Raw genomic sequence first — 26,842 nt, 5'->3', positions numbered from 1 at the left:
CTAACGGGTGGTTGGGTGGGCGGGGGCTGCTTGGGGGTGGGGCTCTGTGGGACGCTTGGCTCGTGGTTGGGTCTGAGCGTGCTGACGGGGGCTTCCGCGATGAACGTTGACGGGCGGGACGAGCTCGGCGGCGGCAGCGGCACCGAGCCGGACGGTCTGCCCTCGCGGCAGGTCCCCAGCCAGGGCGGTCCCGGTGGCCGGCCGGACGCCGAGAGCGGGACCGTGCTGCCCGGGCCGTGGGGCCCTGCCCAGGAGCCCGATGCCCCGGCCGCGCCCGGTGTTCCGCAGCAGCGCGACCGGACCACCGCTGACGCCGAGCTGATCCAGCGGATGCGGGCGGGCGACGACACCGCGTACGAGGAGCTGTTCCGGCGGCACTCGGACGCGGTCCGCCGGTACGCGCGCAGTTGCTGCCGGGACGCGCACACGGCCGACGACCTCACGGCCGAGGTGTTCGCCCGTACGCTCCAGGCGGTGCGCGGCGGCGCCGGGCCGGAGCAGGCCGTGCGCGCGTATCTGATGACCACCGTGCGCCGCGTCGCCGCCTCCTGGACGAAGACGGCGAAGCGGGAGCAACTGGTCGAGGACTTCGCCCTCTTCGCCGACCAGGCCGCCCGCAGCTCGGACGGCCGGGACGACGACACGGTCGACCTCGGCGCGGACGTACGGGCGATGCACGAGGCCGAGCAGTCGCTGGCCATGCAGGCGTTCCGGTCGCTGCCGGAGCGGTGGCAGGCCGTGCTCTGGCACACCACGGTCGAGGAGGAGTCGCCCAGCGAGATCGCGCCGCTGTTCGGGCTCAGTGCCAACGCCACGGCGGTCCTGGCCAGCCGGGCCCGGGAGGGCCTCAAGCAGGCGTACTTGCAGGCGCATGTCTCCACCGCGCTCACCGAGGGCGGCGACTGCGCCCGTTACGCGGACCGGCTCGGGGCGTACGCGCGCGGCGGGCTGCGGGTGCGGGCCGAGCGGGGCCTGAGCAAGCACCTGGAGGAGTGCGCCAAGTGCCGGGTCGCGGTCGTCGAGCTCAAGGACGTCAACGCCGGGATCCCCGCGCTGCTGCCGGTCGCGGTGGTCGGCTGGTTCGCCGCCGGGTACTCGCTCAAGGCCGCCGGGCTCGTGGCGGGAGGCGCCGCCGGTGCGGCGGGCGCTGGTGCCGCCGCGGCGGCCACGGGCGGGAGTTCGTCCGGGGGCGCGGCCGGTGGGGCCGCCGCCTCCGAGGGGCTCGGCGCCCCGGCCAAGGCGGGCATCGCGGCGGCGGTCGCCGTCGCGGTGGCCGCGGGCGTGGTCTTCGCGCTGAGCGGCAACGACAGCAAGCCCGTGGCGAAGCCCGAGGTCAAGCCGCCGGCCGTGGTGCCGATGGCCCCGCAGAAGCCACCGCCGTCCCCCGCGCCGGAGCCGCCCGCGCCGCCCGCGCCCGTACCGCCGCCGCCTCCGAAGCCGGCGCCCAAGCCCAAGCCGGTGCCGCCGAAGCCCGCGCCCAAGCCCACACCGAAGCCCAAGCCGAAGCCGCCGCCCGCGCCTCCGAAGCCCACGCCGCCCAAGCCGACGCCGCCTCCTCCGCCGCCGCCTCCGCCCGCGACGGTGTACCAGATCAACCGGCTCCAGTACGGGGCGTTCGGTGACCACACCAAGCCCGAGGTGCGGCTCGGGGCGTCCAGTTGGCTCTGGCAGCGGTGGGGCATGGAGATCGACGGCAAGCCGTACAGCCACGGGGTGACCGTGCATGCCCGGTCCTCCGTGACCATCGACCTCAACCGGAAGTGCACCAGTTACGACGCGTTCGCCGGGGTCGACGACCTGACCATGGGGCTCGGTGCGGTGCGGTTCTCCGTGTACGGGGATCAGACGCTGTTGTGGCGGTCGCCCGTGATGCACGGCGGGGATCCGGCGGTGCCGGTCCACGCGGATCTCACGGGGCATCGCACGATTCGGCTCGTGGTCGACCCGCATACGCCGTTCGGGTCGGTGGCGCTCGCCGACTGGGCCAAGTCGGTCATCAACTGCCGTTAGCGGCGACCGCCCCCTCCAGCAGCTCCGCCACCTCCGCCGTCGTGAGCCCGGCGCCTGCCGCGTGCTCCTCCTCGTACCGACGCGGCCCGAGGTCTTCGCGCAGACGGGTGCGGAGCTTCTCCAGGACCGCGCGGTCCTGGAGCCACAAGGGGATCCCGGCACGCCACGTCTCCGCGGCCGCCAGCACCCGTACCGCCGCCTCCGCCTCACCCAGTTCCCGCAGGAGGGGTGCCGCACCCTCCGCGAAGTGGGCCAGCAGGATCTCCGCGCAGTCCGCCGCAATGGCCGCGCGCAGGGCCTTGGCCAGGCCGCGTACGCCGATCGCCGGGCCCGACTCGGCCGCCGCGACGCGGGCCTGGAGGCCCTCCAGGACCGCGCTGAAGTGCGGCGGCGGGGTGCTGCGGGCGGTCTCCGCCGCGGCGGCGTCGCACTCGGCGCGCGCGGTGGCGGTGTCGCCCCTGTCCAGGGCCATGCAGGCGCGCAGATAGTGGATGTAGCCGATGGTGTCGAAGACGCTGTAGCGGGCGGCTTCCGCCGCGGCCTCGTCGAGGACCTTGGCCGCGCCGTCCAAGTCGCCTGCCCTGTAGGTGAGTTCCGCAAGCCGGGCCAGCAGGAACGGGGCCTCCGCGTGCGCGCCCACCTCGCGGGCGAGGCCGAGCGCCTCCTCGTACTCCGGCAGCGCCCGCGCGGGCAGCCCGCGCATCATCGCCGCCTCCCCGGCGGCGCTCGCGACCTGGGCGCGCATCCAGCGGTCGCCGACGCGGCGGCTCAGCTCCCGCAGCTCCGCGAGGTCGCCGTCGACGTCCCAGACGCCGCCCGGCATGTCGATGACCATGTGCGTACGGAACATGAGGCTGACGCCGACCTCCCATTCGCCGCCGTACCTACGGCAGTTGGCGACCACGGCGTCCACGGAGTCGCGCACCTGTCCTGCCGTGTGGGTGAGGAAGACGGCGAACGGCCAGAGCAGCCCCGGGAAGCACGCCGCCTGCGGGCCGCCGCCCGCGAACGCGGCGCGCAGCCGCTCCATCTCGGCCAGTATCGCGGGCGTACGCAGCCGGTCGCCCCGGCCGGACTCCTCCAGCAGGAAGATCCGCAGCAGCCCGAGCCGCATACGGGGCCAGTAGTGGGGGTCCTCGGGCCCGGTCTCGGGCTCGTCCTCCAGGCCGAGGACGCGGTCGACCCACACCACCCCCTCGCCGCGGTAGTTGCGCAGCCACCAGAACCAGCCCATGGCGAGGGCGATCTCGCGCGCCTCGGCGGGGTCGGGGGCGGTGGTGGTGACACGGTGCAGGGCGGCGCGGATGTTGTCCAGCTCGCGTTCGAGGCGGCGGATCCAGACCAGCTGTCCGCGCGAGCGCAGCAACGGGTCGGCCTCCTGGGCCAGTTCGCGGTAGTACGCGGTGTGGGCGCGGGCGGCCTCGTCGAGCAGGCCCGGGGTCTCGGCCGCGCGCTCGGCGGCGTACTCGTGAATGGTCTCCAGCATCCGGTAGCGCATCGCGCCCGTGTCCGGGTCGGGGGCGGCCACGACCAGGGACTTGTCGACCAGGGCCGCCAGGTCGTCGGTCGAGCCGCAGACGGCCTGGGCGGCGGCCAGGTCCCAGCCGCCGGCGAACACGGAGGCGCGGCGCAGCACCGCGCGCTCGCGCTCGTCGAGCAGCTCCCACGACCAGTCGACGACCGCGCGCAGGGTCTGCTGCCGGGGCAGTACGGTCCGGCTGCCGCTGGTCAGCAGGCGGAACCGGTCGTCGAGCCGGTCCGCGATCTGGCGCGGGCCGAGCAGCCGCAGCCGGGCGGCGGCCAGTTCGATCGCCAGCGGCAGCCCGTCGAGCCGCCGGCAGATCTCGTCGATCGCCTCGGGGTCGTCGGCCGGGTCGAAGTCGGGCCGTACGGTACGGGCGCGCTCCGCGAAGAGCCGGTGCGCGGGGTCGGGCGGCAGCGGCTCGACCGGCCGGACCCGTTCGCCGGGCACGCCGAGGGGTTCGCGGCTGGTGGCGAGGATGCGCAGCGCCGGGCAGCGCGTCAGCAGCGTCTCGGCGAGCCGGGCGGCGGCGTCGACGACGTGCTCGCAGTTGTCGAGGACGAGCAGGGTGGCGGAGGCGGCGGCGAAGTGGTCGACGAGCCGGGCGACGGGGTCGTCCGGGTGCGGCTGCCCGTCCCGCCCGAGCAGGGTGGTCTCGCGCAGCCCGAGCGCGGAGACGACGGCGCCGGGGACGGCATCCGGGTGGTCGAGCGGGGCGAGCTCCACGAGCCAGGCGGGGGCGTGCACGGCGGACTCCTCCGCCAGCCGCGTCTTGCCGGAGCCGCCGGGCCCGGTGAGCGTGACGAGCCGATGGGCCGCCAAGTCGGCTCGGATAGCGGTGAGTTCGGGCTCGCGGCCGACGAAGGAGGTGAGGCGGGGGCGCAGGTTGCCGAGGGCCACGGGGGCGGGGTTCAGCAGCTCCTGGTGGAGCGCGGCCAGCTCCGGGCCGGGGTCGGCGCCGAGGGCGTCGGCGAGGGTGCGGCGGGCGCTCTCGTACGCCAGGAGCGCGTCGGCCGTACGCCCCTCGGCCCGCAGGGCGCGGATCAGCTGGGCGTGGAGGGGTTCGTCGTACGGGTGGGTCCCGATCAGCGCGGTGAGTTCGGCGGGGAGGTGGGCGGTGGCGCCGCGGCGCAGGTCGGCCTCGATACGGGCGCGCAGGGCGGTGAGGTGCTGGGCGTTCGGGCCCGCGGCCGCCGGCTCCCGGTCGGGGAGGTCGGCGAGGGCGGGTCCGCGCCACAGGGCGAGGGCGGCGCGGAGCGTTTCGGCGGCGGTCTCGGGGTCGCCGTCGTCGAGCTGGCGCGTGCCGGTGCGGACCTGCTGCTCGAACGCGAACAGGTCGACGTCGTGCGGGGCGTCGACGGCGAGCCGGTAGCCGCCGGGCTCGGAGGCGACGGCGTCGCGGCCGATCGCTCGGCGCAGGCGGCCGATGAGGGCCTGGAGGGCGGCGGGGGCGTCGTGCGGGGGGTCCTCGGGCCAGATCTCGTCGATGAGGGTGGTGGGGGTCACGGGGGTGCGGCGGTCGGCTCGGGACGCGAGGGCGGTGAGCAGGGCGCGCAGCCGGGGTCCCCCTAGGGGGACGTTTCGGCCTTGCTCGTCTTGCGCCTCGGTGGCGCCCAGGATTCTGTACCGCACCGGGTCATTGTGTCTCGGGCTCGCTCCGCCTGCGGCGGGCTTTTTCCCCACCCCGCCCCTTCCCGTAAGCCCTGGGCGGGCGGCCGGGTGCTTCGGCCGCGGGCCGCATGTGGCTGGTCGCGCAGTTCCCCGCGCCCCTCAACCCGCCTTCGTCTGCGGACCGTGGCCGGTTGCTCGCGCAGTTCCCCGCGCCCCTTGGATGCCGCTGCGCGGCAATCCCCTGGGCGCCCCGAAGGGGCGCTTCCAGGGGCGCGGGGAACTGCGCGACCAGCCACAGACGGCCCGCAGACGAACGCGATCCCCCGGAGGGTTTGGGGAAGGGGCGGGGTGGGGGCTTATGCCCGTAGCGGTGGACGCGCCGGTGTCACCCCTCCCGCCACCGCCCGCTGCTTCGGTGCCGCCGTTCCCGTCCAGCAGGTTCCCCGGCGGGAGAGCAGGCGGCGCAGCCACAGCTCTGTGGAGATCAGGTCCGCCAGGCCGTCCAGGGGGAGGCGTTCGCCGGAGGCCGCCGCGCGGAGGGCGCGGCGGACCGTGCGGGCCTCGATCAGGCCCGCGTCCGCCAGCAGCGGCGCCTCGAACAGCGCGATCAGCGGGTCGATCGAGCGGCGCAGGCCCGCCCGTACCGCCGCCGACGAGGAGGCGTGGGACGTCGCTCCCCAGCCCACGGGCAGATCGCGCACCCCGGAACCCGCCAGCACCGTCCGCAGGATCGCCGCCCGGGCGCCCGGCTGTACCCGCAGCGCCTCGGGCAGGGCGCGGCACGCCCGTACCACCTGGTTGTCCAGGAACGGCGCGTGCAGGCGCTGGCTGCGGATCTCGGCGGCCTGCTCCAGGACGCGGTGGTCGGCGGCGTACCGGGCGAGCGCGGCCCGTGCCCGCGCCTCGCCGGGCCGCAGCACCGTCGCCGGGCGTGTCGCCGACGCCATCAGCCGGATCGATACTTCAGCCAGCGCCTCCCCGGTGAGCCAGCGCGCCGCCGGACCGGGCCGCGTCCAGGCCAGGGAAGCGAGCGAGGCGTCCAGCGGGCTCTCCGCCTCCGCGACGGCCAGGTCCGCGTCGCGGCGCAGCCGTTCGGCCGCCGACTCGATGCCCGCGCGGTACGGCGTGCGCGCCAGTTTCCGCGCCGCCCGGTACACCGTGAGCGGGACGAACAGGGAGTGCGCCGAGGGCCCGCCCGCCTTGGCGAGCGCGGCCGCAGGGCGGAGCAGATGACGCCGCTGACGGTCCATCAGGAGGTCGGCGAGGCGCGCCGGATGGGCGTCCAGGACCTGCCGCGCGCCGCTGCCCGTGAAGTGGTCCGCGCTGCCCGCCGCGAGCCGGCGGCGGTGGCGTTCGGCGATGACCAGCGAAGGGCCCGGCTCGTCGGTGAGCGGGCCCGCCAGCTCCGCGTACGGCAGGGCCTCCTCGTCGCCCGCCACCACCACGTGGTGCAGCCGTGGGTTGGCCGCGATCGCCCCGGCCCGCTCCAGCTCGGCCTCGCCCCTGCGGCCGGGCACGGCGAGGTCGTTGAAGGTGACCGCGAGGAGCCGTTCGCCCGCGCCGGTGCCGTGGCCGAGCACCGTGCCGGGGTTGCCGGGCAGCCCGGCCGCGAGCAGGGCGAGGGTGGCCGAGGCCGGGCCGCCGGAGAGGTCGGCGCCGATGCCGGGCGCCGGGCCCCCGCGCGCGGCGCGCCGCTCGGCGGGCCCCATGCCGGGGACCGGCCCGGGGTCCTGCGGCAGCGTCTCGGGGGCGTGGCGCGGCGCGGTGAGCCTGGCCCGTACGGCCGCGACCAGCGCCTCCCGTACGCCGTTGACCGCGCTCTCCTCGTCCACCTGGGCGGCGGCGACGGCGAGCGAGGCGACCGGCTCGTATCCGGTGATCTCCCGCGAGCCCTCCCGCAGCACCAGCGCGTGGCCGGGCGGGATGCGCCGCACTCCCGCGTAGGGGGTCGAGTCGCCGAGCGCCTCGGGTACGTCCGGGCAGGCGAGCAGCGCCGCCAAGTGGCCGATGTCCAGCTGGGCTTCGATGAGGTCGGCGAGCGGCAGGGCGGCCGTGGCGTAGGCGGTGCCGGTCGCCCACGGCGTGTAGAAGACGGGGCGCGCCCCGGCCAGGTCACCGACGACAGTGACCCTGCGGCCGACCTGGGCAACCGCCGTATAGCTGCCCGGCCACGCCGAAAGGTGCCGCAGTGCGCCCCCGCGTGCCGCGAACAGCCCTACCCGCAGCTCCTCGTCACTGGCGGCGCAGCAGCCGAGCACCGCGAGCCGGGTGTCCGCCCCCACGCTGACCACCCGGATCTCGTCGGGCCGCCAGTCGCCGACCGCCCAGAGCGGGTCGGGGTCGCCCCACAGCAGCTGGGAGCCGACGGGGTGGACCGTGCGCCCCTCCTCGGGCGCGCCCACGGCGCCGGCCGTCCCGGCGGCACCGAACCTCGCGGCGACACTGCTCCAGCCCACCAGCCACCGCATCGCCGCCTCCACAGCCTGTGGACAACCCGTCGCACGCGCCGACAGAACCGGGACCGGCCGTACGCGGACGTACGGCGGGGGTGTCCGTGCGGTGCCGAGGGCGCTCGGGACCATGCTGCCATGACAATGGCGTACGAGAGGGGCCTCGGGGTAGCGCGCGCAAAAAGTGAACGCGCCCCCGCGGATGGCCGATTGACAGCCCTTCGGGCGGGCCGAAGCCACGTTTCCGAGCAGTGCGGGACCATCGGTTTTCGGCCAACTTCACCCCGGGCGCGCGTGGCGGACGCCCCGAAGCGGGCATGAAACCGGCAGCGAAGCCGGCGGAGAAGACCCACAGTCCGGGAGGCGCTGTCCGCCTCCCGGACCGGTCCGCCGCCCGCGGGGATTGAGGCGACGGTGTCCCCCAGCCCACTGGATCCAGTTCAGCGGGCCGACCCACGCACCTGTCATGGAAGCGCTCACCGCTCCGCGCGGGCCAGAGCGCACGCACCGCGCACGGCCACACACCCGGAGCACACGCGCAGCGCCCCAACTCGTCCGTACGGAAAACAATCTCGCCATCCGGAACACCGCCTCTTAACGGTCGGGATGCGGCGAACTACGCTGGGTGTACTGCTGTTCTCCGCGGGCGGCATATTCCTGGGGGCTCGGCCACACGATTGTGCGGCCGGACGGCCCCGGGGCGCGGCCCCGGGGGACGCCGTCTGTGTCGAGGGGTGGCGCATGTCCAGGGAGCAACGCGGGCCGAACGAGAAGCTCGGCACCGTTCTCGCCCTCGCGGGAATCAGCAATGCCGGACTCGCACGACGGGTCAACGACCTCGGAGCTCAGCGCGGCCTGACGCTTCGCTACGACAAGACGTCGGTGGCCCGCTGGGTCTCCAAGGGCATGGTGCCCCAGGGCGCCGCGCCCCATCTGATCGCGGCGGCCATCGGCGCCAAGCTGGGCCGCCCGGTGCCGCTGCACGAGATCGGGCTCGCCGACGCCGACCCGGCGCCCGAGGTCGGTCTGGCGTTCCCGCGCGACGTGGGCGAGGCGGTCCGCTCGGCGACCGAGCTCTACCGGCTCGATCTGGCCGGACGGCGGGCGGGCGGCGGCATCTGGCAGTCGCTGGCCGGATCCTTCGCGGTCACCGCGTACGCGACGCCCGCCTCGCGCTGGCTCATAACCCCCGCCGACTCGTCGGTCGCGCGCGACCACGACGGGGCGGCCGGGACACCGCTGAAGGTCGGCCACAGCGATGTGGCCAAACTGCGCGAGGCGGCGGAGGACGCGCGCCGCTGGGACTCCAAGTACGGGGGCGGGGACTGGCGTTCGTCGATGGTTCCCGAGTGCTTACGGGTGGACGCGGCGCCGCTGCTGCTCGGCTCGTACTCCGACGAGGTCGGCCGGGGCCTGTTCGGCGCGACGGCCGAACTGACCAGACTGGCCGGCTGGATGGCCTTCGACACCGGCCAGCAGGAGGCCGCCCAGCGCTACTACATCCAGGCGCTGCGCCTGGCGCGCGCGGCGGCCGACGTGCCGCTGGGCGGCTACGTACTGGCCTCGATGTCGCTCCAGGCCACCTACCGCGGCTTCGCCGACGAGGGCGTGGACCTGGCGCAGGCCGCCGTCGAGCGCAACCGGGGCCTGGCGACCGCCCGCACCATGAGCTTCTTCCGGCTCGTCGAGGCACGCGCGCACGCGAAGGCGGGCGACGCGCTGGCGGCCGGGGCCGCGCTCAAGGCCGCCGAAGCCTGGCTGGAGCGCTCCCGGGACGGCGACTCGGACCCGTCCTGGCTGGGCTTCTACTCGTACGACCGCTTCGCGGCGGACGCGGCCGAGTGCTACCGCGACCTGAAGGCCCCGCGCCAGGTGCGCCGCTTCACCGAGCAGGCGCTGTCCCGGCCGACCGAGGAGTTCGTGCGCTCCCATGGCCTGCGGCTCGTGGTGTCGGCGGTGGCCGAGCTGGAGTCGGGCAATCTGGACGCGGCGTGCGCGGCGGGCACGCGCGCGGTGGAGGTGGCCGGGCGCATCTCCTCGGCGCGCACCACCGAGTACGTCAGGGACCTGCTGCACCGCCTGGAGCCGTACGGGGACGAGCCGCGCGTCGTGGAGCTGCGGGAACGGGCACGGCCGCTCCTGGTCGCCCCGGCGTAGATCACTTCCCGCACGGGTTTACGGGCATTGTCAGTGGGCCAGTGCACTATTCGGGTGGGAGGTGTGCGGGTGACCGGGTTCGACTGCGACGTGCTGGTGATCGGCGGCGGGATCGTCGGTCTGTCGACGGCGTATGCCCTGACACAGGCCTCTCCCGGCACCCGGGTGACGGTCCTGGAGAAGGAGGACGGCCCGGCGCGCCACCAGACCGGCCGCAACAGCGGCGTGATCCACAGCGGGATCTACTACCGCCCGGACTCCCTGAAGGCGCGGTACGCGGTGCGGGGCGCCGCCGAGATGGTGGCGTTCTGCGCCGAGCAGGGCATCCCGCACGAGGTCACCGGCAAGCTGATCGTGGCCACCGAGCGCGCCGAGCTGCCCAGGCTGCACGCGCTGGTCCAGCGCGGCCGGGAGAACGGGATCCCGGTGCGCGAGCTGGGCCCCGCCCAGATCGCGGAGTACGAGCCGGAGGTCCGGGGCCTCGCCGCGATCCACGTCGGCACGACCGGCGTGTGCGACTACCCGGCGGTGGCGGCCCGCCTGGGCGAGCTCTCCGGCGCGGAGATCCGGTACGGGACGCGGGCCGTGCGGATATCCCGCCGCCCCGACACGGGCGTGGCGGTACTCACCTCGACCGGGGCGGTGCTGCGGGCGCGGGCGCTGGTGAACTGCGCGGGGCTGCACTGCGACCGGGTGGCGCGGCTCGCCGGGGACGACCCGGGGGTGCGGATCGTGCCGTTCCGGGGCGAGTACTACGAACTGGCGCGGCCCGGCCTGGTGAAGGGCCTGGTGTATCCGGTCCCGGACCCGGCGTTCCCCTTCCTCGGGGTGCATCTGACCCGTGGGGTCGACGGCGGCGTCCACGTCGGGCCGAACGCGGTGCCGGCGGCCGCCCGCGAGGGCTACGACTGGCGCACGGTCCGCCCCGCCGAGCTGGCCTCGACCCTGACCTGGCCCGGCTCCTGGCGGATAGCGGGCCGCCACTGGCGGTACGGGGCGGGCGAGATCCACCGCTCGCTGTCCCGCCGCGCCTTCACTCAGGCGGTGCGCCGGCTGCTGCCCGCGGTCGAGGAGTCGGATCTCCACCCGGCGCCGTCGGGGGTGCGCGCCCAGGCGGTGCTGCGCGACGGCACCCTGGTCGACGACTTCCTGATCCGTGAGGCCCCCCGCACGATCCACGTCCTGAACGCCCCGTCCCCGGCGGCCACCGCGTCCCTGCCGATCGGCCGCGAGGTGGCCCGGCGGGTGCTGGGAGTGCTCGGGGTGGCCCGGGTGTGAGCGGGCGGCCCCGGGGGCCGGGCACGTAGAATCCCGTAATTGTGTCTGAGCAGCCGCCCGCCCCCGCCCGTCGCCCCAAGGGCGAGCCCCGGTTTCCCGGGGGTCCCGTCGCCGATCCCGCCGGGTCGCACCACGAGCGGCGGATCCGCAGTTTCCAGCCGCGCCGCAGCCGGGTGACCACCGGCCAGGGCGAGTATCTGGAACGGCTGTGGCCGGTCTGGGGGCTCGACATCGACGGGCACGGCACGCTCGACCTGAACGAGATGTTCGACGGGCTGCCCGTCGTCCTGGAGATCGGCTTCGGGATGGGCGAGGCGACCGCCGAGATGGCCGCCGCCGACCCCGGCACCGGCATCCTCGCCGTCGACGTCCACACCCCCGGCCAGGGCAATCTGCTCGGCCTCGCCGAGCGCGGCGGCCTCACCAACGTCCGGGTCGCCAACGGCGACGCGATCATCCTGCTGCGCGAGATGCTGGAGCCCGAGTCGCTGGACGGTCTTCGCGTCTACTTCCCGGACCCCTGGCCCAAGAAGCGCCACCACAAGCGCCGCATCATCCAGCCCGACTTCCTCACGCTGGCCGCGCCCCGGCTCAAGCCCGGCGCCGTACTGCACTGCGCCACCGACTGGGAGCCGTACGCCGAGCAGATGCTGGAGGTGCTGAACGCGCACCCCGCGTTCGAGAACACCCAGGCGGACGGCGGCTACGCGCCCAGGCCCGCGTTCCGGCCGCTCACGCGCTTCGAGGGGCAGGGCCTCGACAAGGGCCATGTGGTCCACGACCTGCTCTTCACCCGCGTCGCCGAGCTGCCCTCCGACTGACGGCGTCCACAGGCACCGTCGCGGATTGTCCGTACCCCTCGTTAGGGTCGTCTGGTGTCGTCCGAGTCGCTTCCGCAACGCCAGCCGCCGGGCCCGCTCCAGCCGGTCCCGGAGCGGGGCGCCGAGCCGCGGTTCGACGCCGTGCCGGAGCGCGCCAAGTGGCGCTACCGGCCGCGGCGCGACTTCTGGCGCTCCCGGGCCGTCCGGGCCGGCGCGCTGATCACCCTGCTCGCCCTGTGCGGTCTGGTCATCCTCGCGATCGTGCGGGAGCAGACCGGCACCGAGGGGTTCCTGGTGGGGCTGGGGCTCGCGGTGCTGCCGGTGCCGCTGCTCGGCACCGCGTTCCGCTGGCTCGACCGCGTGGACCCGGGCCCGTGGCGCAATCTGCTGTTCGCCTTCGCCTGGGGCGCGTGCGCCGCCGCGCTGGTGGCGATCATCGCCAACTCGTTCGCGACCAAGTGGATAGCCACCGCGACGGCCGACCCGTCCTCCGCCGACCACCTCGGCGCGACCGTCATCGCGCCGATAGTCGAGGAGAGCGCCAAGGCGGCGGCCGTGCTGCTGCTCTTCCTGTTCCGAAGACGGGATTTCAAGGGGATAGTCGACGGCGTCGTCGTCGCGGGCTTCACCGCGACCGGCTTCGCCTTCACCGAGAACATCCTCTATCTGGGCAACGCGTTCGGAGAGGACCAGGTCAGCCACACCGCGGGCCTCTCCTCGACGACCGCGGCGACGTTCTTCGTACGGATCGTGATGTCGCCGTTCGCGCACCCGCTGTTCACGGTGTGCACCGGCATCGGATTCGGGGCGGCGGCGCTGGCCGCACCGGGCAGCCGGTGGCGCCGGACCGGCCTGCCGGTGCTCGGGCTGCTGTCCGCGATGGGGATGCACGCGCTGTGGAACGGCTCATCGTCGTTCGGGACGTACGGCTTCTACCTCGTCTACGCCGCGTTCATGGTCCCGGTCTTCGGCCTGCTCACCTGGCTGGCGGTCTGGAGCCGCCAGCGGGAGCTGCGCACGGTCGCGGCCGAGCTGCCCGCGTACGCGGCGGCGGGCTGGCTGGGCCCGGCCGAACCGCTCGCGCTCTCCTCGATGCGGGCCCGCTCGATGGCCCGCGACTTCGCGTACCGCACCTACGGGGGCAAGCGGGCGGCGCGGACGGTCGCGGAGTACGAGGCGTTCGCGACGGCGCTGGCGTTCCTGCGCCGCCGGGCCCGCCGCACCCAGGCGGGCCCGGACTTCACGGCCCGCGAACAGGAGCTCCTGCATCACCTGTGGGAGCGCCGGGCGGTGGCCGGGCCCGCGCTGCTCTACGCGGCGGGCGCGGCGGGCCGCATCTGGATCCCGCCCCAGCCGTACCCGTACGGCCACCCGGCGCCGTACGGACACCAGGACCCGTACGGATACGACCGGTCCTCCCCGTACAACCCGTATCTGCGCTGAGGCGGCGGGTGGCTAGGCCGAGGCGGTCTTCAGCTCGCTCAGCTCCGCGTCCGTGAGCTCCAGGTCGGCGACCGCGAGGAGCGCGGGCAGCTGCCCGACCGTACGGGCCGAAGCGATCGGCGCGACCACGGTCGGCTGGGCGGCGAGCCAGGCCAGCGCGACGCTCGCGGGCTCGGCGTCGTGCGCCCGCGCGACGCGGTCGAGCGCCGCGAGCACCTTCGTGCCCCGCTCGGTCCCCAGGTGCTTGGCGGCGCTCCCGGCCCGCGCGCTCTCGACGTCCTGGCCCGGGCGGTACTTGCCGGTGAGGAACCCGGAGGCGAGCGCGAAGTAGGGGACGGCGGCCAGGCCCGAGCGGCCCGCGGTGTCCTGGAGGGCGCCCTCGTAGGTGTCGCGGGAGACCAGGTTGTAGTGCGGCTGGAGGGCCACGTACTTGGCCAGGCCCTCGCGGTCGGAGAAGTCCAGCGAGTCCGCGAGCCGCTCCGGGGAGATGTTGGAGGCGGCGACCGCGCGCACCTTGCCCTCCCGCACCAGCTGGTCGAGGGCGGTGACGATCTCCTCGACGGGGACGGACTCGTCGTCGAAGTGCGTGTAGTACAGGTCGATGTAGTCGGTGCCCAGGCGGCGCAGCGACGCCTCGGCGGCGGCCTTGATGGTGGGGGCCGCGAGTCCCTTGAACTGCGGGTGCGCGCCGACCTTCGTGGCGACGACGACGTCCGCGCGGTTGCCGCGCGCGGCCAGCCACTTGCCGATGATCTCCTCGGACTCGCCGCCCTGGTTGCCGGGGATCCACGACGAGTACGTGTCGGCGGTGTCCACGAAGTTGCCGCCCGCGGCGGTGTACGCGTCGAGCACCGCGAACGACGCGGCCTCGTCGGCGGTCCAGCCGAAGACATTGCCGCCGAGGGCGAGCGGGAAGACGGAGAGGTCGGAGGAGCCTAGGGGGCGCAGAGAGGTCATAGGGGGTGAACGGGCGGTCGGGGCACGGCTATTCCGCGCTCCCGCTGCCATCGGACGCTCCCTACGGGTTCAGGCCCTTCGACTGGAGCCACGCCATCGGGTCGATGCCCGTGCCGCCCGGGGTGTGCACCTCCAGGTGCAGATGCGGGCCCGTCACGTTGCCGGTGGCGCCGACGCGGCCGATGGTCTCGCCGGTCGTCACCTTCTGGCCCGCGCTGACCGCGATCGAGGACTGGTGGCAGTACCAGAGCTCCGAGCCGTCCTCCAGCTCGATGACCGTGCGGTAGCCGTACGAGCCGGACCAGCCCGCCGACTTGACCGTGCCGCCGTGGATCGCCTTGAGCGGGGTGCCGGTGGGGGCGGCGAAGTCGAGGCCGGTGTGGTGGCCGGAGGACCACATCGAGCCGGCCTCGCCGAACGTCGAGGTGATCGTGTACGAGGCGACCGGGAGCGAGAAGCTCTTGGCGAGCTCGGCGAGCCGCGCCTCCTCCGCTTTCTTGGCGGCGGCCTCCTCGGCGGCCTTCTTCTCGGCCGCCGCCTTCTGCTCGGCGGCGCTCTGCGCGGCCTTCGCCTCGGACGCCGCCTTCTCGGCCGCGGCCTTCTCGGCGGTCGCCTTCGCCTCGGCCGCGGCGTCGTTCTGCTGCTGCTCGGCCTGCTGGAGGATGCGGGCGCGCAGGGCCTCGCCCGCGCCGGTGGCGCCGTGTTCGGCATCGGCCCGGGAGACGCCCGCCATGGTGAGGGGGGCGCTCGTGACGGCTCTGTCGGCCTGGGCGGCCGGGGAGGTGTCGGGCTTCTCGTCGCCCGCGATGTCGGATATCAGCGTGCCCACGCCCGGCAGCGACTTGACGTCGGGGAGGTTGTCCGCGACCGAGTCGGGCAGGGATATGGAGACCGGCGGCTTGCTCTGCGCACTGGCCATGCCGCCCGCGCCGACGGCCGCGATGACACCGACGCCGAGGACGGTGGAGCTGCGGGCGAGCCCGCCGCGCTGCTTGACGACCCGGTGCCGGCCGCGCGTGGCGGCGACGGAGTCCTCGGTGGGGTTCCACTCCTCCCACACCTCGGTGTCACTGGGCGCGGTCCCGTACAGGGAGACGGGGGGAACCGGCGGGGTGCCGAGGGCAGGCTCGTTGGACGCCACGGGGGCGCACTCCTTTCCTTCCTTCTCGCCTACCGGGTTAGCTGACGGGTTCGGAGCAGGAAGGTCTCCTACGGGCACCTCTTCGAAGGGACGAAGGTGCCCGATTCACCCCAAGTTGGTGGTTCCCCGGTTCCCTTGCGGGATTCGGCGCGTGCGCACGGTGCCGCCTCTGCGACGGCTGGGACGACCGCGCTGCGTTATCGAACGTTAATAGACAGGGGGACCGGATTCCAAGCAGTTCCCCCTGATCGTCGGGGGCAAGAGTTGACGGTGTGTCAATTGTTATGCGCAGGGGCGCTGTTCGACTACACACCGTTACGGCATGACGGTCACGGCACCACCGGCATCGTCCGCCGCCGCTCCGGCTGCCGCTCCCCGGGCCGCCCCACCGCGAGCAGCGCCATGTCGTCGCTCGCGCCCCCGCCCGTATGTCTGCGCACATCCTCGATCAGCGCGTCCAGGACCCGGTCGGGCCCGGGGAAGATCCGGCCGCGCAGCCGCTCGTGCGGGTCGTAGAAGACCCCCGGCGGGTCCACCGAGCGCGCTTCGGAGAGGCCGTCGGTATAGAAGAGCAGCGTCGCCCCGGCCGGGAAGGGGTAGGTGTCCGCCCGGTCCGGCCACACCCCCAGCTCCGCCATCCCCAGCGGCAGCGCGGGGTCGGACGGGGTGAGCGCGTCGAGCGCACCGTCGGGGTGGAGCAGCAGCGGCTCGGGGTGGCCCCGGTTCACCAGGCGTACGGGTCCGGCGCCGCGCGGGATCTCGGCGAGCACGGCCGTGGTGAACCCCTCGACGGCGTCCAGGCCGTCCCGCCGGGTGCCCTCGCGGGTGAGCGCGCGCTCAAGGCGCCCGGCCACGGCCTCCAGGGTCGCCTCCTGCTCGGCCGCCTCCCGGAACGCCCCGATGACCACGGCCACCGCCTCCACCGCCTCCAGGCCCTTGCCGCGCACGTCCCCGACGACCAGCCGCACCCCGTACGGCGTGTCCTGCACCGCGAAGAGGTCCCCGCCGATGAACGCGTCGGCCTGGGCCGCCTCGTACCGCGCGGCCACCTGGAGGCCCCCGATGCGCTCGGCGGGCGTCGGCAGCACGGCGCGCTGGGCGGTCTCCGCGATGACCCGGGCCGAGGCGAGGCGCTCGCCGCTGCGGCGCAGCATGCGGTTGATGAAGAGGGCGAGCGCGCCGACGGTGGTGACGGTGAACAGCTCGCTGACCGCCTCGCCGGTGCTGGGGATGTCGTGCAGATACTCCGTGGCCAGCACCGCCCCGACCGCCGACGCGCCCGCGACGGCGGTGCCGACCGGCCCGAAGAAGGGGGCCGCGATCAGGGGCGCGGCGGCGAAGAGGGCGGCGGCGGTCAGATCGGGCGGCGTACTCACGTCGAGGACGACCCCGACGACCAGCAGCAGCATGGGCAGCACGCGCACGAGGGCGAGCCGCCGGGAGCCGTCCCGGCCGCCGCCGTCCGATCGCTGCCGCACCTGTGGCCTCCAGCCCGTCCGCAGGGCCACCGACGTCCCGCGCCCCACCCAGGGTGTCGGGCGCGGCCGCACGCGGCGAGCCCACCTCCGCCAACCGGGTGCGGCTTCAGTGCCGCTCCGCGCCGGTCGCGATCAGCCGCGCCCGGCATCTGCGGGGCCCGGCCCGCCCCCGTACACAGGTCCCCCGGGCGTGCCGCCGGGCCGCGGGGCCGCCGTGCACGGAAGGGACGCCGCCCTTCGTGTACGAGGGCGCGGTCACCCAGGGCGGGGCGGGCGACAGGGGCAGTGCCAGCGGCAGGGACAGACAGATCAGCAGCGCGCACAGGGCGAGGAACAGCGGCCCTGCGGGCGCCTTCCGCCGCGTGGCCGCCCGCAGCAGCCCTACCCGACGCTCGCGCACAGTGCCCGTGAGACTACTCCTCGTCCCCATCCCCTTCGATGAGGTGGCAGTCGCGGGCGCCGAAGCGCAGGGCAGAATTTGACGTTCCGTGACGATACGCGCAGGCTCGTCGATCGTGCATGAACTCCACTCGACCGCCGCTCTGCCCTCCGACCCGTCGCTGCTGTGGGTCGCCCAGGGCCTGACCGGCTCCTCCCGCGCCTGGGCGAGCGAGGACAGCCGCGCCTTCGCCGTGGCCGCCCCCCATCTCTCCCGCCACGACCGGCTGGCCGTCGCGGGCCCCGTCGAGTCGCTGGCCCCGCTGGTCGCCGAGGTGCTCGCCGAGACCGGCCCCGGCTACAGTCCGCTCGGCGACGAAGCGACCGTACGGGCGCTGATCGGGGCGCTGCCGGGCCTGCGTCCGCTGGCCACCTACGGCTGGATGAGCCGGACGCGCCCCCTGTCGCCCGCCGAGGCGGCAGCGGCGGACGAGGGCAAGGCGCGGTGGCTGGCGGACGAGGACTCGGCGGAGATCGGCGCGCTGCTCGCGGAGGCCTTCCCCGGCTCGTACGCGGTGCCGGGCGCGCCGGGCGTGGAGCGGTGGGCGGGCACCCGGGACGACGCGGGCCGCCTCACCGCGGTCGCCGCGCTCGCCTGGCCGTCCCCCGAGGTCGGGCTGCTCGCCGGGGTCGCGGTGCACCCGTCGGCGCGGGGCCGGGGCCTGGCCCGGCCGGTCGTCACCAAGGTGCTCGCCGAGGCGCTGGCCGCGCACGGGACGGCGTGTCTGATGGTGGAGGACGCCAATCGCCCGGCGATAGGCCTGTACGAGAGCCTCGGCTTCACCTACCGCCCGTTCCTGGTGGCCGAACTGGCGGCGTAGCCGGGGGCACAGGCCCGGGAAAGCCGAAGGCCCGGCACATTTTCATGTGCCGGGCCTTGGGACTTCAGTAGCGGGGACAGGATTTGAACCTGCGACCTCTGGGTTATGAGCCCAGCGAGCTACCGAGCTGCTCCACCCCGCGTCGGTAAACACAACTGTACGGCATGCGGGGCGGTGCTCCGTACCGCTTTACGAGGAGCCCGCGCCCGGGGCCTTCGCCCCCGCCGACCAGTGGCCCCGCGAGGCGGCCAGCACGAACCCCGGGCCGAAGCCGATGATCATGCCCGGCTGGCGGTCGCCGGGGGCCTGCGCGAAGGTGCGGGCCAGCACGTCCAGGACGGCGGAGCCGCCCAGGTTCCCGTTGGCGGCCAGGCTCGCCCAGGCGTGCCGCAGATCGCCGTGGTCGCGGTCGCCGTCCAGGCCGAACCCGGCGGCCGCGTCCTCCAGGACCCGGGGACCGCCGGGGTGGACGACCGCGAACCGCGGGGCCCGGCCGCTCCCGTCGAGCCATTTGCGTACCGCCGGGAGGCTGTCGTTGAGCGAGGCGGTCGCGGCGGCCGTGGAGTCGAAGTGCAGCCCGGCGCCCGAGAGGCGGCCGCGGTAGCGGTCGATGCTGTCGGGCAGGACGTACTCGAAGGTGTCCTCGATGACGAAGCTGGGCCCGCTCCAGGCCGGGCGGTCCGAGACGACGACCGCGCCCGAGCCGTCCCCGAAGAGCACCTTGTAGATCATCGACTCGCGGCTGGTGTCGGTGTGGTTGTACGTGGCCGTCGACAGGCACTCGGAGACGACGACCAGAACGTGGGAGCCCGGGTGCGCGGCGAGGTCCTGGTGCGCCCGGACCAGGCCCTGCGCGCCGCCCGCGCAGCCGACGGTCGACAGGGGCACGCGCCGCACGTCCGGCCGCAGGCCCAGTTCCCGGACGAGGGCGACGTCGAGGGAGGGCACGGTCCAGGAGGTGGTGTGGCTGGTGATGACGCAGTCGATGTCGTCGGGGGCGAGGCCCGCGTGGGCCAGCGCCTGGCGCCCGGAGCGGACCGCGAGCCCCAACGCGTCCTCGTACGCCGCCCGGTTGCGCTCCTCGACGGTGGCATTTCCGGCCACGGTCGGGGCGTCGAGAGGGCGGGTGAACCGGCGGGTGCGGACGGTGGTGGCCCGGGCTATCCGCAGGTGTGCTTCCAGCCGCGGGTGATCGGGGTGGGCACGCCGGATGTCTGCGCAGATCTCATCCGTTGCGATGACGTGGTCCGGCAGCACTATGGCGGGGAGAGCTATGTGAGCGGGCACGAGTGGGCTCCCTCGGGTGGCCGACGAGCGAAACCTCAACTTACTGGAGACGGCTGGAATTCGTTCCTCGGAATTCGAACAGCGCTAAGCCGGAGGGAGTCGTTCCGCGGGGTGGCCCGCCTTCGGGCACGCCGGTCGTGCGCTCAGCTCGTGAGGGGCGCGCTCAGCACCGGGTGACGGCTCACGAGGGACGCCCCCGGGGTGTAGAGGAGCAGCATCACCCGGGCCCCGGGCGAGGTGACGGGCTCGGCCACACAGGTCGTCACCCACCCCGGCCCCAACTCGCTGTGCCGGATGGGCCGTTCGGACCCGTCGGGGTACGGGATCGGGGTGGCCCCGGTCTCCCGGTAGAGCGGCCCGGCGACGGGGTCCGCCTGCACCTCGGCCTCCAGGCGGCGCAACTCCGCGTGGTTGGGGCGCATTTCGACGCCGTGCCGCAGCTGTGGCAGCACCATCGGCGCCCAGCGCTCCGACCAGTCCGTCAGCACGTCCTCGCGCGCCTCGGGGTCGAGGGTCATCCACCGCATGGTGTTGGCCGGAACCTCGCCCCGCGGGAAGAGGGCGGCGAACTCCGCGTTGTGGGCGAGCAGGTTCCAGGCGGCGTCGGTGATGTAGGCCATCGCCCCGTCGATCTGCTCGACGACCCGCTGCCAGACGCCGGGCACCGACATGCCCGAGTCGCGGTGCAGGGTGTACGGCGGGTACTCGCGCCGGGTGAGCCGCCACAGGAACGTCCACTCCTGCTCGTTGAGGCGCAGGGTGCGGGCCACATTGGTCAGGAACTCGGCAGTGGGGTTCAACTGCCCGTTCTCGAAGCGGTTGTACGTGCCCGGCGTGCGCTCCAGCAGGATGTCCATCTGCTCCTGGCTGAGCCCGGCGACCCGTCTGCCCGGCCCCGCCTGACGCGGCGGAAACCCGGCGGACTCCGGGTGGATGGCGGCGCGCCGCTCCTGGAGGAGCGTCTTGAGGGACATGCGGTCACGGGCGGCGAGCGGCAAGACGGGACCTTCGTTCACGGGGAGGCGGGGACGAACGGCTGTCGTCGCGGCGGGACGACGGGCGGTGACGGTCTGTCGGCGACGCTCCCCCTCTCCCGTGACACTGATCTCAGGGGCCGAATGTTGATGGCTGGATCATTATCTGCAATTCAGTCCCCTGGAAAGGGGGCGGGGTACCCCTCCAGACTGTTCCGCACGAAGCCCTCACGGGATTCGTACGCATCGGCCCAGGCCAAAGCGGTTGCTTGGTGTCCTTCGCAGGACATCGCATTCCGCCTTCGCCCGGGACGCGGCGGCCGCCCCTGTGCCGCGGGGACGGCCGGCGTACACGTACCCCATTCAGCGGCCGGTGTCGACAATCGCCAATACGTCGCGTCCTCGACACCGGCCGCCCGCGGCGCGCCGGAGAGCAACATTCCCCCGTCTCCGGCCAGCTCCGGCATGCGGGCCGGGGCTGAACGGCCGGTGCCGTGGAGCCCGCCCCCCTTGGGCGGCCCCACGGCACCGGCCGTCTTTTTCTGCCGTACCCGGCCGGGAAATGACCAAAAATCACGGCCTTCGCACCCCTATAACCGATCAATCCAGGTCACAGTCGCTTTGGCGCTATCTGATCCTTTACGGCGGTGGGGCACCCGGTGAAGGTTGATCCAGCGCCGCGACTGTCCCGACGGCGCGCGAACAGACAAACCGAGCGAGAGGAAGTCCGCATGCCTCCGGTCCCGGTACGTCCCGGCATCTACAAGATCCACGCGCACATCATCGGACCGACGTCCCTGGTGACGGCCACCGAGTACGCGGTGAAGCACGGCGCCCCCGTCATCACCGACCGCCTCAACCCGCTCCCGATCGAGCAGGACTGGATCGTCGAGCCCACCGAGCCCGTCCCCGGCGCGCCGTACGTGATCCACCTGGCCCACCACGAGGCGGCGGGCCTGGTGATCCACGAGGACAAGCTCTTCGTCAACACGGTCGAACGCGCCGAGTGGGCGAAGTTCACGTTCGAGCACGTCATCGGCGGCGTCAAACTCCTCTCCGACAAGGGCCTCGCCCTACGGGCCGGCCACCGCGGCGCCCAGCTCGAACTGGTCGAACCGAAGCCGGAGTTCCAGGAGACGTTCACGCTGGAGTTCGTGAGCCCGCTGAACGAGGACTAGCCCCGGTCGGGACCAGGCCTCCACACACCGCCTGAGCCCGCCCGCTCGGCCCCCGTCGCGCGTTGCGCGGTGGGGGCCGACGCTTGGCCTGGCCCCCTCTAGCGCACCCCCTGCTCCTCAGAACGGCGGAGCGCCCCGGCCGATGATCCCCGGCCGGGGCGCTCCCATGCAGGTCAGAGGGGGTAACCCCTCCCCCGCGCCCGGTAGGCCATGTCGGACTCGAACCGACAACCAACGGATTAAAAGTCCGCTGCTCTGCCAATTGAGCTAATGGCCCCTGGCATACCGCACCCCCGCAGCATAGCCCGACAGGGCCCGGCAGCCGATCGGGTATCGGCTTCCGGGCCCGGTGGGGCCCATTCGGCGGGCATCGGGGGGTGGATACGCAGGTCAGCGGGGTGGTGCCGTGGGGCGGAGGAACCAGTGGCGGGCCGAGAGCGTCCACCACGCCGTCGCGAAGCCGAGGACCACCAGGACCGCGACCGGGGCGTAGTTGAAGTTCTTCCAGGTCACGGGGGACAGCTGGGGCAGCATGAACAGGACCGTGATCAGCGCCACCCAGGCAACCGCCGCCACGCCGATCGGGCGGGACCAGCGGCCCAGGTGCCAGGGGCCGCGTTCGAACGGCTCACCCCGCAGCAGGCGCAGCAGCGTCGGGATCACATACGCGATGTACAGGCCGATCACCGCGATCGACGTCACCGCCGCGTACGCCGTCACATTGATCAGGTACGGCAGGCCCAGCGCCAGCGCGCCCGCCGTCGCCAGCCAGACCGCCGCCACCGGGGTGCGGGTGCGGGGGCTCACCGTGTGCCAGACGCGCGAGAACGGGAGCGCGCCGTCGCGCGAAAAGGCGTAGATCATACGGGAGTTGGCCGTCACCGAGGCCATCCCGCAGAACAGTTGCGCCCCGATCACCACCAGCAGCAGGAGCTTGCCCGTCGTCGCGCCCAGCGCGTCCAGCAGGATCTGGGCCGGGGGCGCGCCCGTCGCCGAGCCGAGCTCGTCGTCGTACGACTGGATGGCGTACGTGAAGCCCAGGAGCAGCACGAAGCCCGCTATCCAGGAGGTCCAGATCGCGCGCACGATCCCGCGCGGGCCCGCCGTCGCCGCGTCGTGGGTCTCCTCCGTCATGTGCGCGGAGGCGTCGTAGCCGGTGAAGGTGTACTGGGCCATGAGGAGGCCGATGAGGACCACGTAGAAGCCGCTGCCCCAGCCCGTGTTGTTCACGTAGTGGGTGAAGACGAACGTCGTGGAGCGGTGGTGGTCCGGTGTGAAGGTCAGCGCGCCCACGATCACCGCCACGCCCAGCACGTGCCACCACACGCTCACGCCGTTGAGGATCGCCACGATCCGTACGCCGAAGGTGTTCAGGAGGCCGTGGAGGATCAGGATCGCCGCGAAGAGCGCGATCGTACGGCCCGGGGTCACCTCGAAGTCCCACTGGAGGTTCAGGTACGCGCCCAGGAACGACGCCGCCCCGAAGTCGATCCCGGCCGTCACCGCGACCTGGCCGAGCACGTTGAACCAGCCCGTGAACCAGGCCCAGGCGGCCGCGCTCCGCTCGGGCGCCAGCCGGTGCGCCCAGAAGTACAGGCCCGCCGACGTCGGGTACGCCGAGCAGATCTCGGCCATCGACAGGCCGACCAGCAGCGTCATCAGGCCCACCGCGACCCAGCCCCAGGTGATCAGGGCCGGGCCGCCGGTATTCATGCCGAACGCGTACATCGTCAGGCAGCCGGAGAGCACCGAGATGATGGTGAACGAGACGGCGTAGTTGGCGAAGCCGGACATCCGGCGGGCCAGCACCTGGGTGTAGCCGAGCTGCGCCAGCCGCTCTTCGTCGGACGTCGCGCCGCCGCCGGCCGCCGGAGCGGCCTTGCTCCAGCTCACCGCGCCACCGTCCGCCGGACCGAGACCGTCCGGAGCCCCTTGGGCGTCCGGATTCGTACTCGCGTCACTTGTCATGCCCCCAGCGATTCCCTCGCCGGGGGCATGACATGCGCCAACGGTTGGCCAAAAATCGGCCCAGGGGCGTGAGCCCCCGGGCCGATCATTGGAAGCCGGTTACTGGAAGCCGGTCACTGGAGGCCGGTTACTAGAACAGGAACTTGTACATCTGCCAGCCGCCGCCCACCTGCACCCGGCCCCCGAAGTTGCCCTTGCCGTCGCCCGGGTACGCCCACAGCACGCCGTCCGTGCCGCGCGCCAGCAGGTCCGCCTTGCCGTCACCGTTCAGGTCGCCCGCGCCGACCAGCGCGTTGTAGACCTGCCAGCCGCCGCCGATCTTCACGCGGGTGGCCAGGGTGCCGCTGCCCGTGCTCGGGTAGAGCCAGAGGACGCCCGCCGCGTCGCGCGCCAGCAGGTCCGCCTTGCCGTCGCCGTTCACGTCACCCGCGCCCGACGCCAACAGGTAGTTCTGGAAGCCGGTGCCGATCTTCACGCGGGACTTGAAGTTGCCCGCGCCGTTCGCCTCGTACAGGTACAGCTCGCCGCTCGACGCCTCCCGCGCCAGCAGGTCCGCGCGGCCGTCGCCCGTCAGGTCGCCCGGGGACGTGAGCACGTCGAAGATGTTCCAGCCCGAACCGATCTTCGCGTACGGGGTGGAGGGGGTCAGCGCCTTGCCCGCGGGCTTGTACGCGCGGAGCTCGCCGCTCGTCAGGCGGACCAGGACGTCGTTCTTGCCGTCGCCGTCCACGTCGTCGAACGGGGCCGCCGCCGACACCTCGTTCGCGCCCGTCCAGCCGCTGCCCGACACCTTCGCGTCGACCTTGCCGCCGCCGCCCGCGCGGAAGTCCGCGACTCCGGCGGGGGTGACGGCGAGCAGGTCGCCCAGGCCGTCGGCGCCGACGTAGTCGCGCGGGGCCGCGGCCGTGCCCTTCACCTCGAACGGGGTGGTGAACGTCTGGTCCGGGCCGCCGTCGGCGGGGACCGCCGTCACGTTCCAGGCGTACTTGCCGGCCGGGAGGTTCTGGCCGGAGGAGTTCTTGCCGTCCCAGTTCAGCCGCACCTGGCCGCGCGTCTCCTGGCCGAAGCCTGAGAGGACCGTGTTGCGGGTCGCCAGGTCCACCAGGTCCACTTCCCACGAGACCAGCGGCTTCGAGGCCCACCAACGGACCGTCCGCGCCGCCGACTTGGCGTCGACCGTCGCCGGGAAGTCCTCGTCCAGCGCGCGGACGGGAGCACTCCGGACCCCGGACGGCGCCACGTGCGTGTCACCGGCCGCGTCCACGTACGCCACCGCGCCGCCGAAGCGGTCGACCGTCCAGCCCTGGCCGGGCTTGGCCACGGCCGGCTTGCCGACCTTGTGCGTGCCCGTGGTGCCGCGCAGGTCCGTGACGCTCAGCTCGCCGTCCTTCTGCCAGGCGACATAGCCGTCGCCGAGCAGGGCGCCCTGGTGGGCGGGCAGTTCGATGTTCTTGTCCGCCGCCGTGTCGTACACCCCGGACTTGTCCCGGTCGCACTCCCAGTAGACGTCGCCGCCCTGCGCCTGGAGGGAGGTCATCAGGCAGGGGACGGAGATGCGCTTGCCGGTGGCCTTGCCCGTACGGACGTCGACGGCCTGGGCCGCGCCCGGGTCGTTGCCGATCCACAGGGTGCTGCCGGAGAGGGCGAAGTCGGGTGCGGCGATGCCGGTGTAGACGACCGCGCCCGTGTCGAGGTCGGTGACCTGGACCCGCTCGTCCCCGCGCCGGGTGGCGAGGTAGCGGCCCGAGAGGCGCAGCACGTCCGCCTTCACACCGAGGGTGCGCGCGGGCAGCTTGGCGCCCTCGTCGAGGACCTTCACCGTGCCGTCGGCGAGCCGCTGGACGAGGCGTCCGTCGCCGGTGGCCTGGATCTCCGGGGTCTCAACGGCCCCGTCCGTACCCCGGTCGACGCGCGGGCCGGCCGTCAGCGGGCCCGTGACCGACAGGTCGATGCCGCGCAGCCGCGGGTACACGCCGTCCGCGCCCGGTATCCGGTCCACCGTGTTGAGGCGGCCCTGCGCCAGGGCGAGCGCCGTCGGCACCGACGGGAGGGCGGGCGACTCGCGGACCTTGGTGACGTCCAGCGCGGAGCCCACCGCGTACACGCCCTGGTGGCCGTCGACCACCGCGCCGATCAGCATCGTCCCGTCGGCCTTGAAGCGGGCCATCGCGGTCGCCTTCTCCAGGACGACCCGCTCGGGGCCGCCCTTGAGCGGCACGGCGACCACGCGGTAGTCGAGCTGGGAGTACCGCTCCTGGCCGCCGGTCGCGACCCGGCGCGCCACCAGGACGTTGTCGCCGACCGCGCCGAGCAGCTGCGAGGTGTCGTACCCGCCGATGGTGAGCTGGTCCGTGGACGCCCAGAAGTCGGAGGTCTTCCAGACCGTGGCCTTGCCGTCCTTGGTCCACTGGACCGCGCGGTCGCCGCCGACCTCGATCTTGCCGTTGTCGTACTGCTCGGCCTGGAGGTGCGTGGTGCGGACGATCCCGTCGCGGCCCAGCCAGCCGATCATGGTCATGCCGGAGAGGTCCATCTGGACGAAGGTGCCGTCCTTGTTCCCCGTGTAGAGCGAGTGGACCTGGCCTGCTCCGCTGACCGGCGTCTCCTTGACCTTGCCGTCCTCCCAGGACAGCAGGCTCATGCCGAGCGGGCCGTCGGTGACCACGACATCGCCGAAGGTCCCGGCGAACAGCTGGCCCTTGGGCAGCGGCAGGGTCCGCTCCGAGCCGTCCTTCATGTTCCGCTGGACGACGGAGGTGTCGTCCTTGCCGGTGAGGACGAGGGTGTCCGTGCCGGTGCCCCATGCGGTGGTCCTGCCCTGCGGCATGACCACCGGCGCGGTGGAGCCGTCCGCGTACGAGGTCCAGTTGAACCCGGCCTGGGTCCAGCCGGACAGATAGCCGGTCTCGCCCGCGCCGTTGATCACGGTGGCGTTGTCGTCGGGCGTGCGCTCGGCGGGAACGGTGAGTTCCGCCGGTGCGTCCGCGGCGAAGGCCGGGGCCGTGGCGAGCGGAGCGATGGCGGCCGCGATGCCGAGCGCAGTGACTGCGGCGATCGCGTTCCGTACGAGTGTGTGACGTCTCAAGTTGATGCTCCCGAAGCCGTTCAGGCATGGGAGGGCGCACGGCGCGCGATGTGTGGCGCGACAGCGTTGCGCAGAAAAGCCCCCCGGCTCTCTGAAACCCCCCATACGAGTGGTTTGACCTTAACAGCAGCCACATGGCTGTGACTTCGGATTACCCGGGGAAACGGAAGGGCCCGTACCGCACCCGGTGGGTGCCGTACGGGCCCAACACTCGCTAAGGAGA

The 26,842-nt window shown here is 73.6% G+C and carries 17 protein-coding genes, 2 tRNA genes and 1 riboswitch; of the genes, 7 read left to right on the top strand and 12 right to left on the bottom strand.

Annotation, left to right across the window (positions count from 1 at the left end):
- Positions 1 to 99: 99 nt before the first annotated feature.
- Positions 100 to 2,010 carry a sigma-70 family RNA polymerase sigma factor gene (locus tag BX283_RS22345; protein WP_101389313.1) on the top strand — a complete coding sequence of 637 codons (1,911 nt, stop codon included), beginning with the start codon at positions 100 to 102 and terminating at the stop codon, positions 2,008 to 2,010.
- Here the strand turns inward: BX283_RS22345 and BX283_RS22340 are convergent.
- Together BX283_RS22340 and BX283_RS22335 are read right to left on the bottom strand one after the other, a co-directional pair.
- Positions 1,997 to 5,164, bottom strand: coding sequence for a BTAD domain-containing putative transcriptional regulator (locus BX283_RS22340; RefSeq protein ID WP_101389312.1), 3,168 nt, complete (start codon positions 5,162 to 5,164; stop codon positions 1,997 to 1,999). The two genes, BX283_RS22345 and BX283_RS22340, sit on opposite strands and share 14 nt — an antisense overlap.
- Before the next feature lie 335 nt (positions 5,165 to 5,499).
- Complete coding sequence (locus BX283_RS22335; protein WP_107503680.1) at positions 5,500 to 7,611, bottom strand: asparagine synthase-related protein; 2,112 nt, start codon at positions 7,609 to 7,611, stop codon at positions 5,500 to 5,502.
- A gap of 723 nt (positions 7,612 to 8,334) precedes the next feature.
- Here BX283_RS22335 and BX283_RS22330 point away from each other — a divergent pair.
- From BX283_RS22330 to BX283_RS22315, 4 genes are all read left to right on the top strand, one after another.
- Positions 8,335 to 9,750 (top strand): MFS transporter, encoded by a 1,416-nt coding sequence (locus BX283_RS22330; RefSeq protein WP_101389311.1) that lies wholly within the window; start codon positions 8,335 to 8,337, stop codon positions 9,748 to 9,750.
- 63 nt (positions 9,751 to 9,813) lie between these two features.
- The gene (lhgO, locus tag BX283_RS22325; protein ID WP_373979609.1) at positions 9,814 to 11,028 is read left to right on the top strand and encodes an L-2-hydroxyglutarate oxidase; all 1,215 of its coding nucleotides are present in this window, start codon (positions 9,814 to 9,816) and stop codon (positions 11,026 to 11,028) included.
- A 41-nt stretch (positions 11,029 to 11,069) separates the two neighbouring features.
- Entirely contained in the window at positions 11,070 to 11,849 is a 780-nt protein-coding gene (trmB, locus tag BX283_RS22320) for a tRNA (guanosine(46)-N7)-methyltransferase TrmB (protein WP_257583512.1), read from the top strand.
- A gap of 54 nt (positions 11,850 to 11,903) precedes the next feature.
- Positions 11,904 to 13,292, top strand: coding sequence for a PrsW family intramembrane metalloprotease (locus tag BX283_RS22315; RefSeq protein ID WP_101389308.1), 1,389 nt, complete (start codon positions 11,904 to 11,906; stop codon positions 13,290 to 13,292).
- Positions 13,293 to 13,304: 12 nt separating this feature from the next.
- On the opposite strand, the gene BX283_RS22310 is transcribed toward BX283_RS22315, so the two are convergent.
- From BX283_RS22310 to BX283_RS22295, 4 genes are all read right to left on the bottom strand, one after another.
- Entirely contained in the window at positions 13,305 to 14,249 is a 945-nt protein-coding gene (locus BX283_RS22310) for an aldo/keto reductase (protein WP_101389307.1), read from the bottom strand.
- A 61-nt stretch (positions 14,250 to 14,310) separates the two neighbouring features.
- Positions 14,311 to 15,390 carry a M23 family metallopeptidase gene (locus BX283_RS22305; protein WP_373979277.1) on the bottom strand — a complete coding sequence of 360 codons (1,080 nt, stop codon included), beginning with the start codon at positions 15,388 to 15,390 and terminating at the stop codon, positions 14,311 to 14,313.
- Between the two features lie 11 nt (positions 15,391 to 15,401).
- Positions 15,402 to 15,550, bottom strand: a riboswitch (cyclic di-AMP (ydaO/yuaA leader).
- A 169-nt stretch (positions 15,551 to 15,719) separates the two neighbouring features.
- Positions 15,720 to 16,799, bottom strand: a complete 1,080-nt coding sequence (locus BX283_RS22300; protein ID WP_101392510.1) for a PP2C family protein-serine/threonine phosphatase — start codon at positions 16,797 to 16,799, stop codon at positions 15,720 to 15,722.
- A gap of 175 nt (positions 16,800 to 16,974) precedes the next feature.
- Positions 16,975 to 17,268 (bottom strand): hypothetical protein, encoded by a 294-nt coding sequence (locus BX283_RS22295; RefSeq protein ID WP_101389306.1) that lies wholly within the window; start codon positions 17,266 to 17,268, stop codon positions 16,975 to 16,977.
- A gap of 88 nt (positions 17,269 to 17,356) precedes the next feature.
- On the opposite strand from BX283_RS22295, the gene BX283_RS22290 reads away from it, so the two are divergent.
- Positions 17,357 to 18,127 carry a GNAT family N-acetyltransferase gene (locus BX283_RS22290; RefSeq protein ID WP_257583509.1) on the top strand — a complete coding sequence of 257 codons (771 nt, stop codon included), beginning with the start codon at positions 17,357 to 17,359 and terminating at the stop codon, positions 18,125 to 18,127.
- A gap of 68 nt (positions 18,128 to 18,195) precedes the next feature.
- On the opposite strand, the gene BX283_RS22285 is transcribed toward BX283_RS22290, so the two are convergent.
- The 3 genes from BX283_RS22285 to BX283_RS22275 all read right to left on the bottom strand — a co-directional run bounded on the left by BX283_RS22285 (position 18,196) and on the right by BX283_RS22275 (position 20,388).
- Positions 18,196 to 18,269, bottom strand: a tRNA-Met gene (locus tag BX283_RS22285).
- Positions 18,270 to 18,316: 47 nt separating this feature from the next.
- Positions 18,317 to 19,414, bottom strand: coding sequence for a PhlD (locus BX283_RS22280; RefSeq protein ID WP_101389305.1), 1,098 nt, complete (start codon positions 19,412 to 19,414; stop codon positions 18,317 to 18,319).
- Positions 19,415 to 19,557: 143 nt separating this feature from the next.
- A complete protein-coding gene (locus BX283_RS22275) occupies positions 19,558 to 20,388 on the bottom strand; it encodes a helix-turn-helix domain-containing protein (RefSeq protein WP_101392508.1) in 831 nt (276 codons plus the stop codon).
- A 731-nt stretch (positions 20,389 to 21,119) separates the two neighbouring features.
- Between BX283_RS22275 and BX283_RS22270 the strand changes: the two genes are divergently transcribed.
- Complete coding sequence (locus tag BX283_RS22270; protein WP_101389304.1) at positions 21,120 to 21,566, top strand: hypothetical protein; 447 nt, start codon at positions 21,120 to 21,122, stop codon at positions 21,564 to 21,566.
- Positions 21,567 to 21,770: 204 nt separating this feature from the next.
- Here the strand turns inward: BX283_RS22270 and BX283_RS22265 are convergent.
- The 3 genes from BX283_RS22265 to BX283_RS22255 all read right to left on the bottom strand — a co-directional run bounded on the left by BX283_RS22265 (position 21,771) and on the right by BX283_RS22255 (position 26,619).
- Positions 21,771 to 21,843, bottom strand: a tRNA-Lys gene (locus BX283_RS22265).
- 113 nt (positions 21,844 to 21,956) lie between these two features.
- Positions 21,957 to 23,534, bottom strand: coding sequence for an amino acid permease (locus BX283_RS22260; protein WP_101389303.1), 1,578 nt, complete (start codon positions 23,532 to 23,534; stop codon positions 21,957 to 21,959).
- Between the two features lie 130 nt (positions 23,535 to 23,664).
- Positions 23,665 to 26,619 (bottom strand): FG-GAP-like repeat-containing protein, encoded by a 2,955-nt coding sequence (locus tag BX283_RS22255; RefSeq protein WP_257583504.1) that lies wholly within the window; start codon positions 26,617 to 26,619, stop codon positions 23,665 to 23,667.
- Positions 26,620 to 26,842: the final 223 nt, after the last annotated feature.

Origin of the sequence: Streptomyces sp. TLI_146 (assembly GCF_002846415.1) — a bacterium.
Classification (GTDB): domain Bacteria; phylum Actinomycetota; class Actinomycetes; order Streptomycetales; family Streptomycetaceae; genus Streptomyces.
Note: the sequence above shows the minus strand (reverse complement) of the source record. Positions and strands in the feature narration are given on the sequence as shown.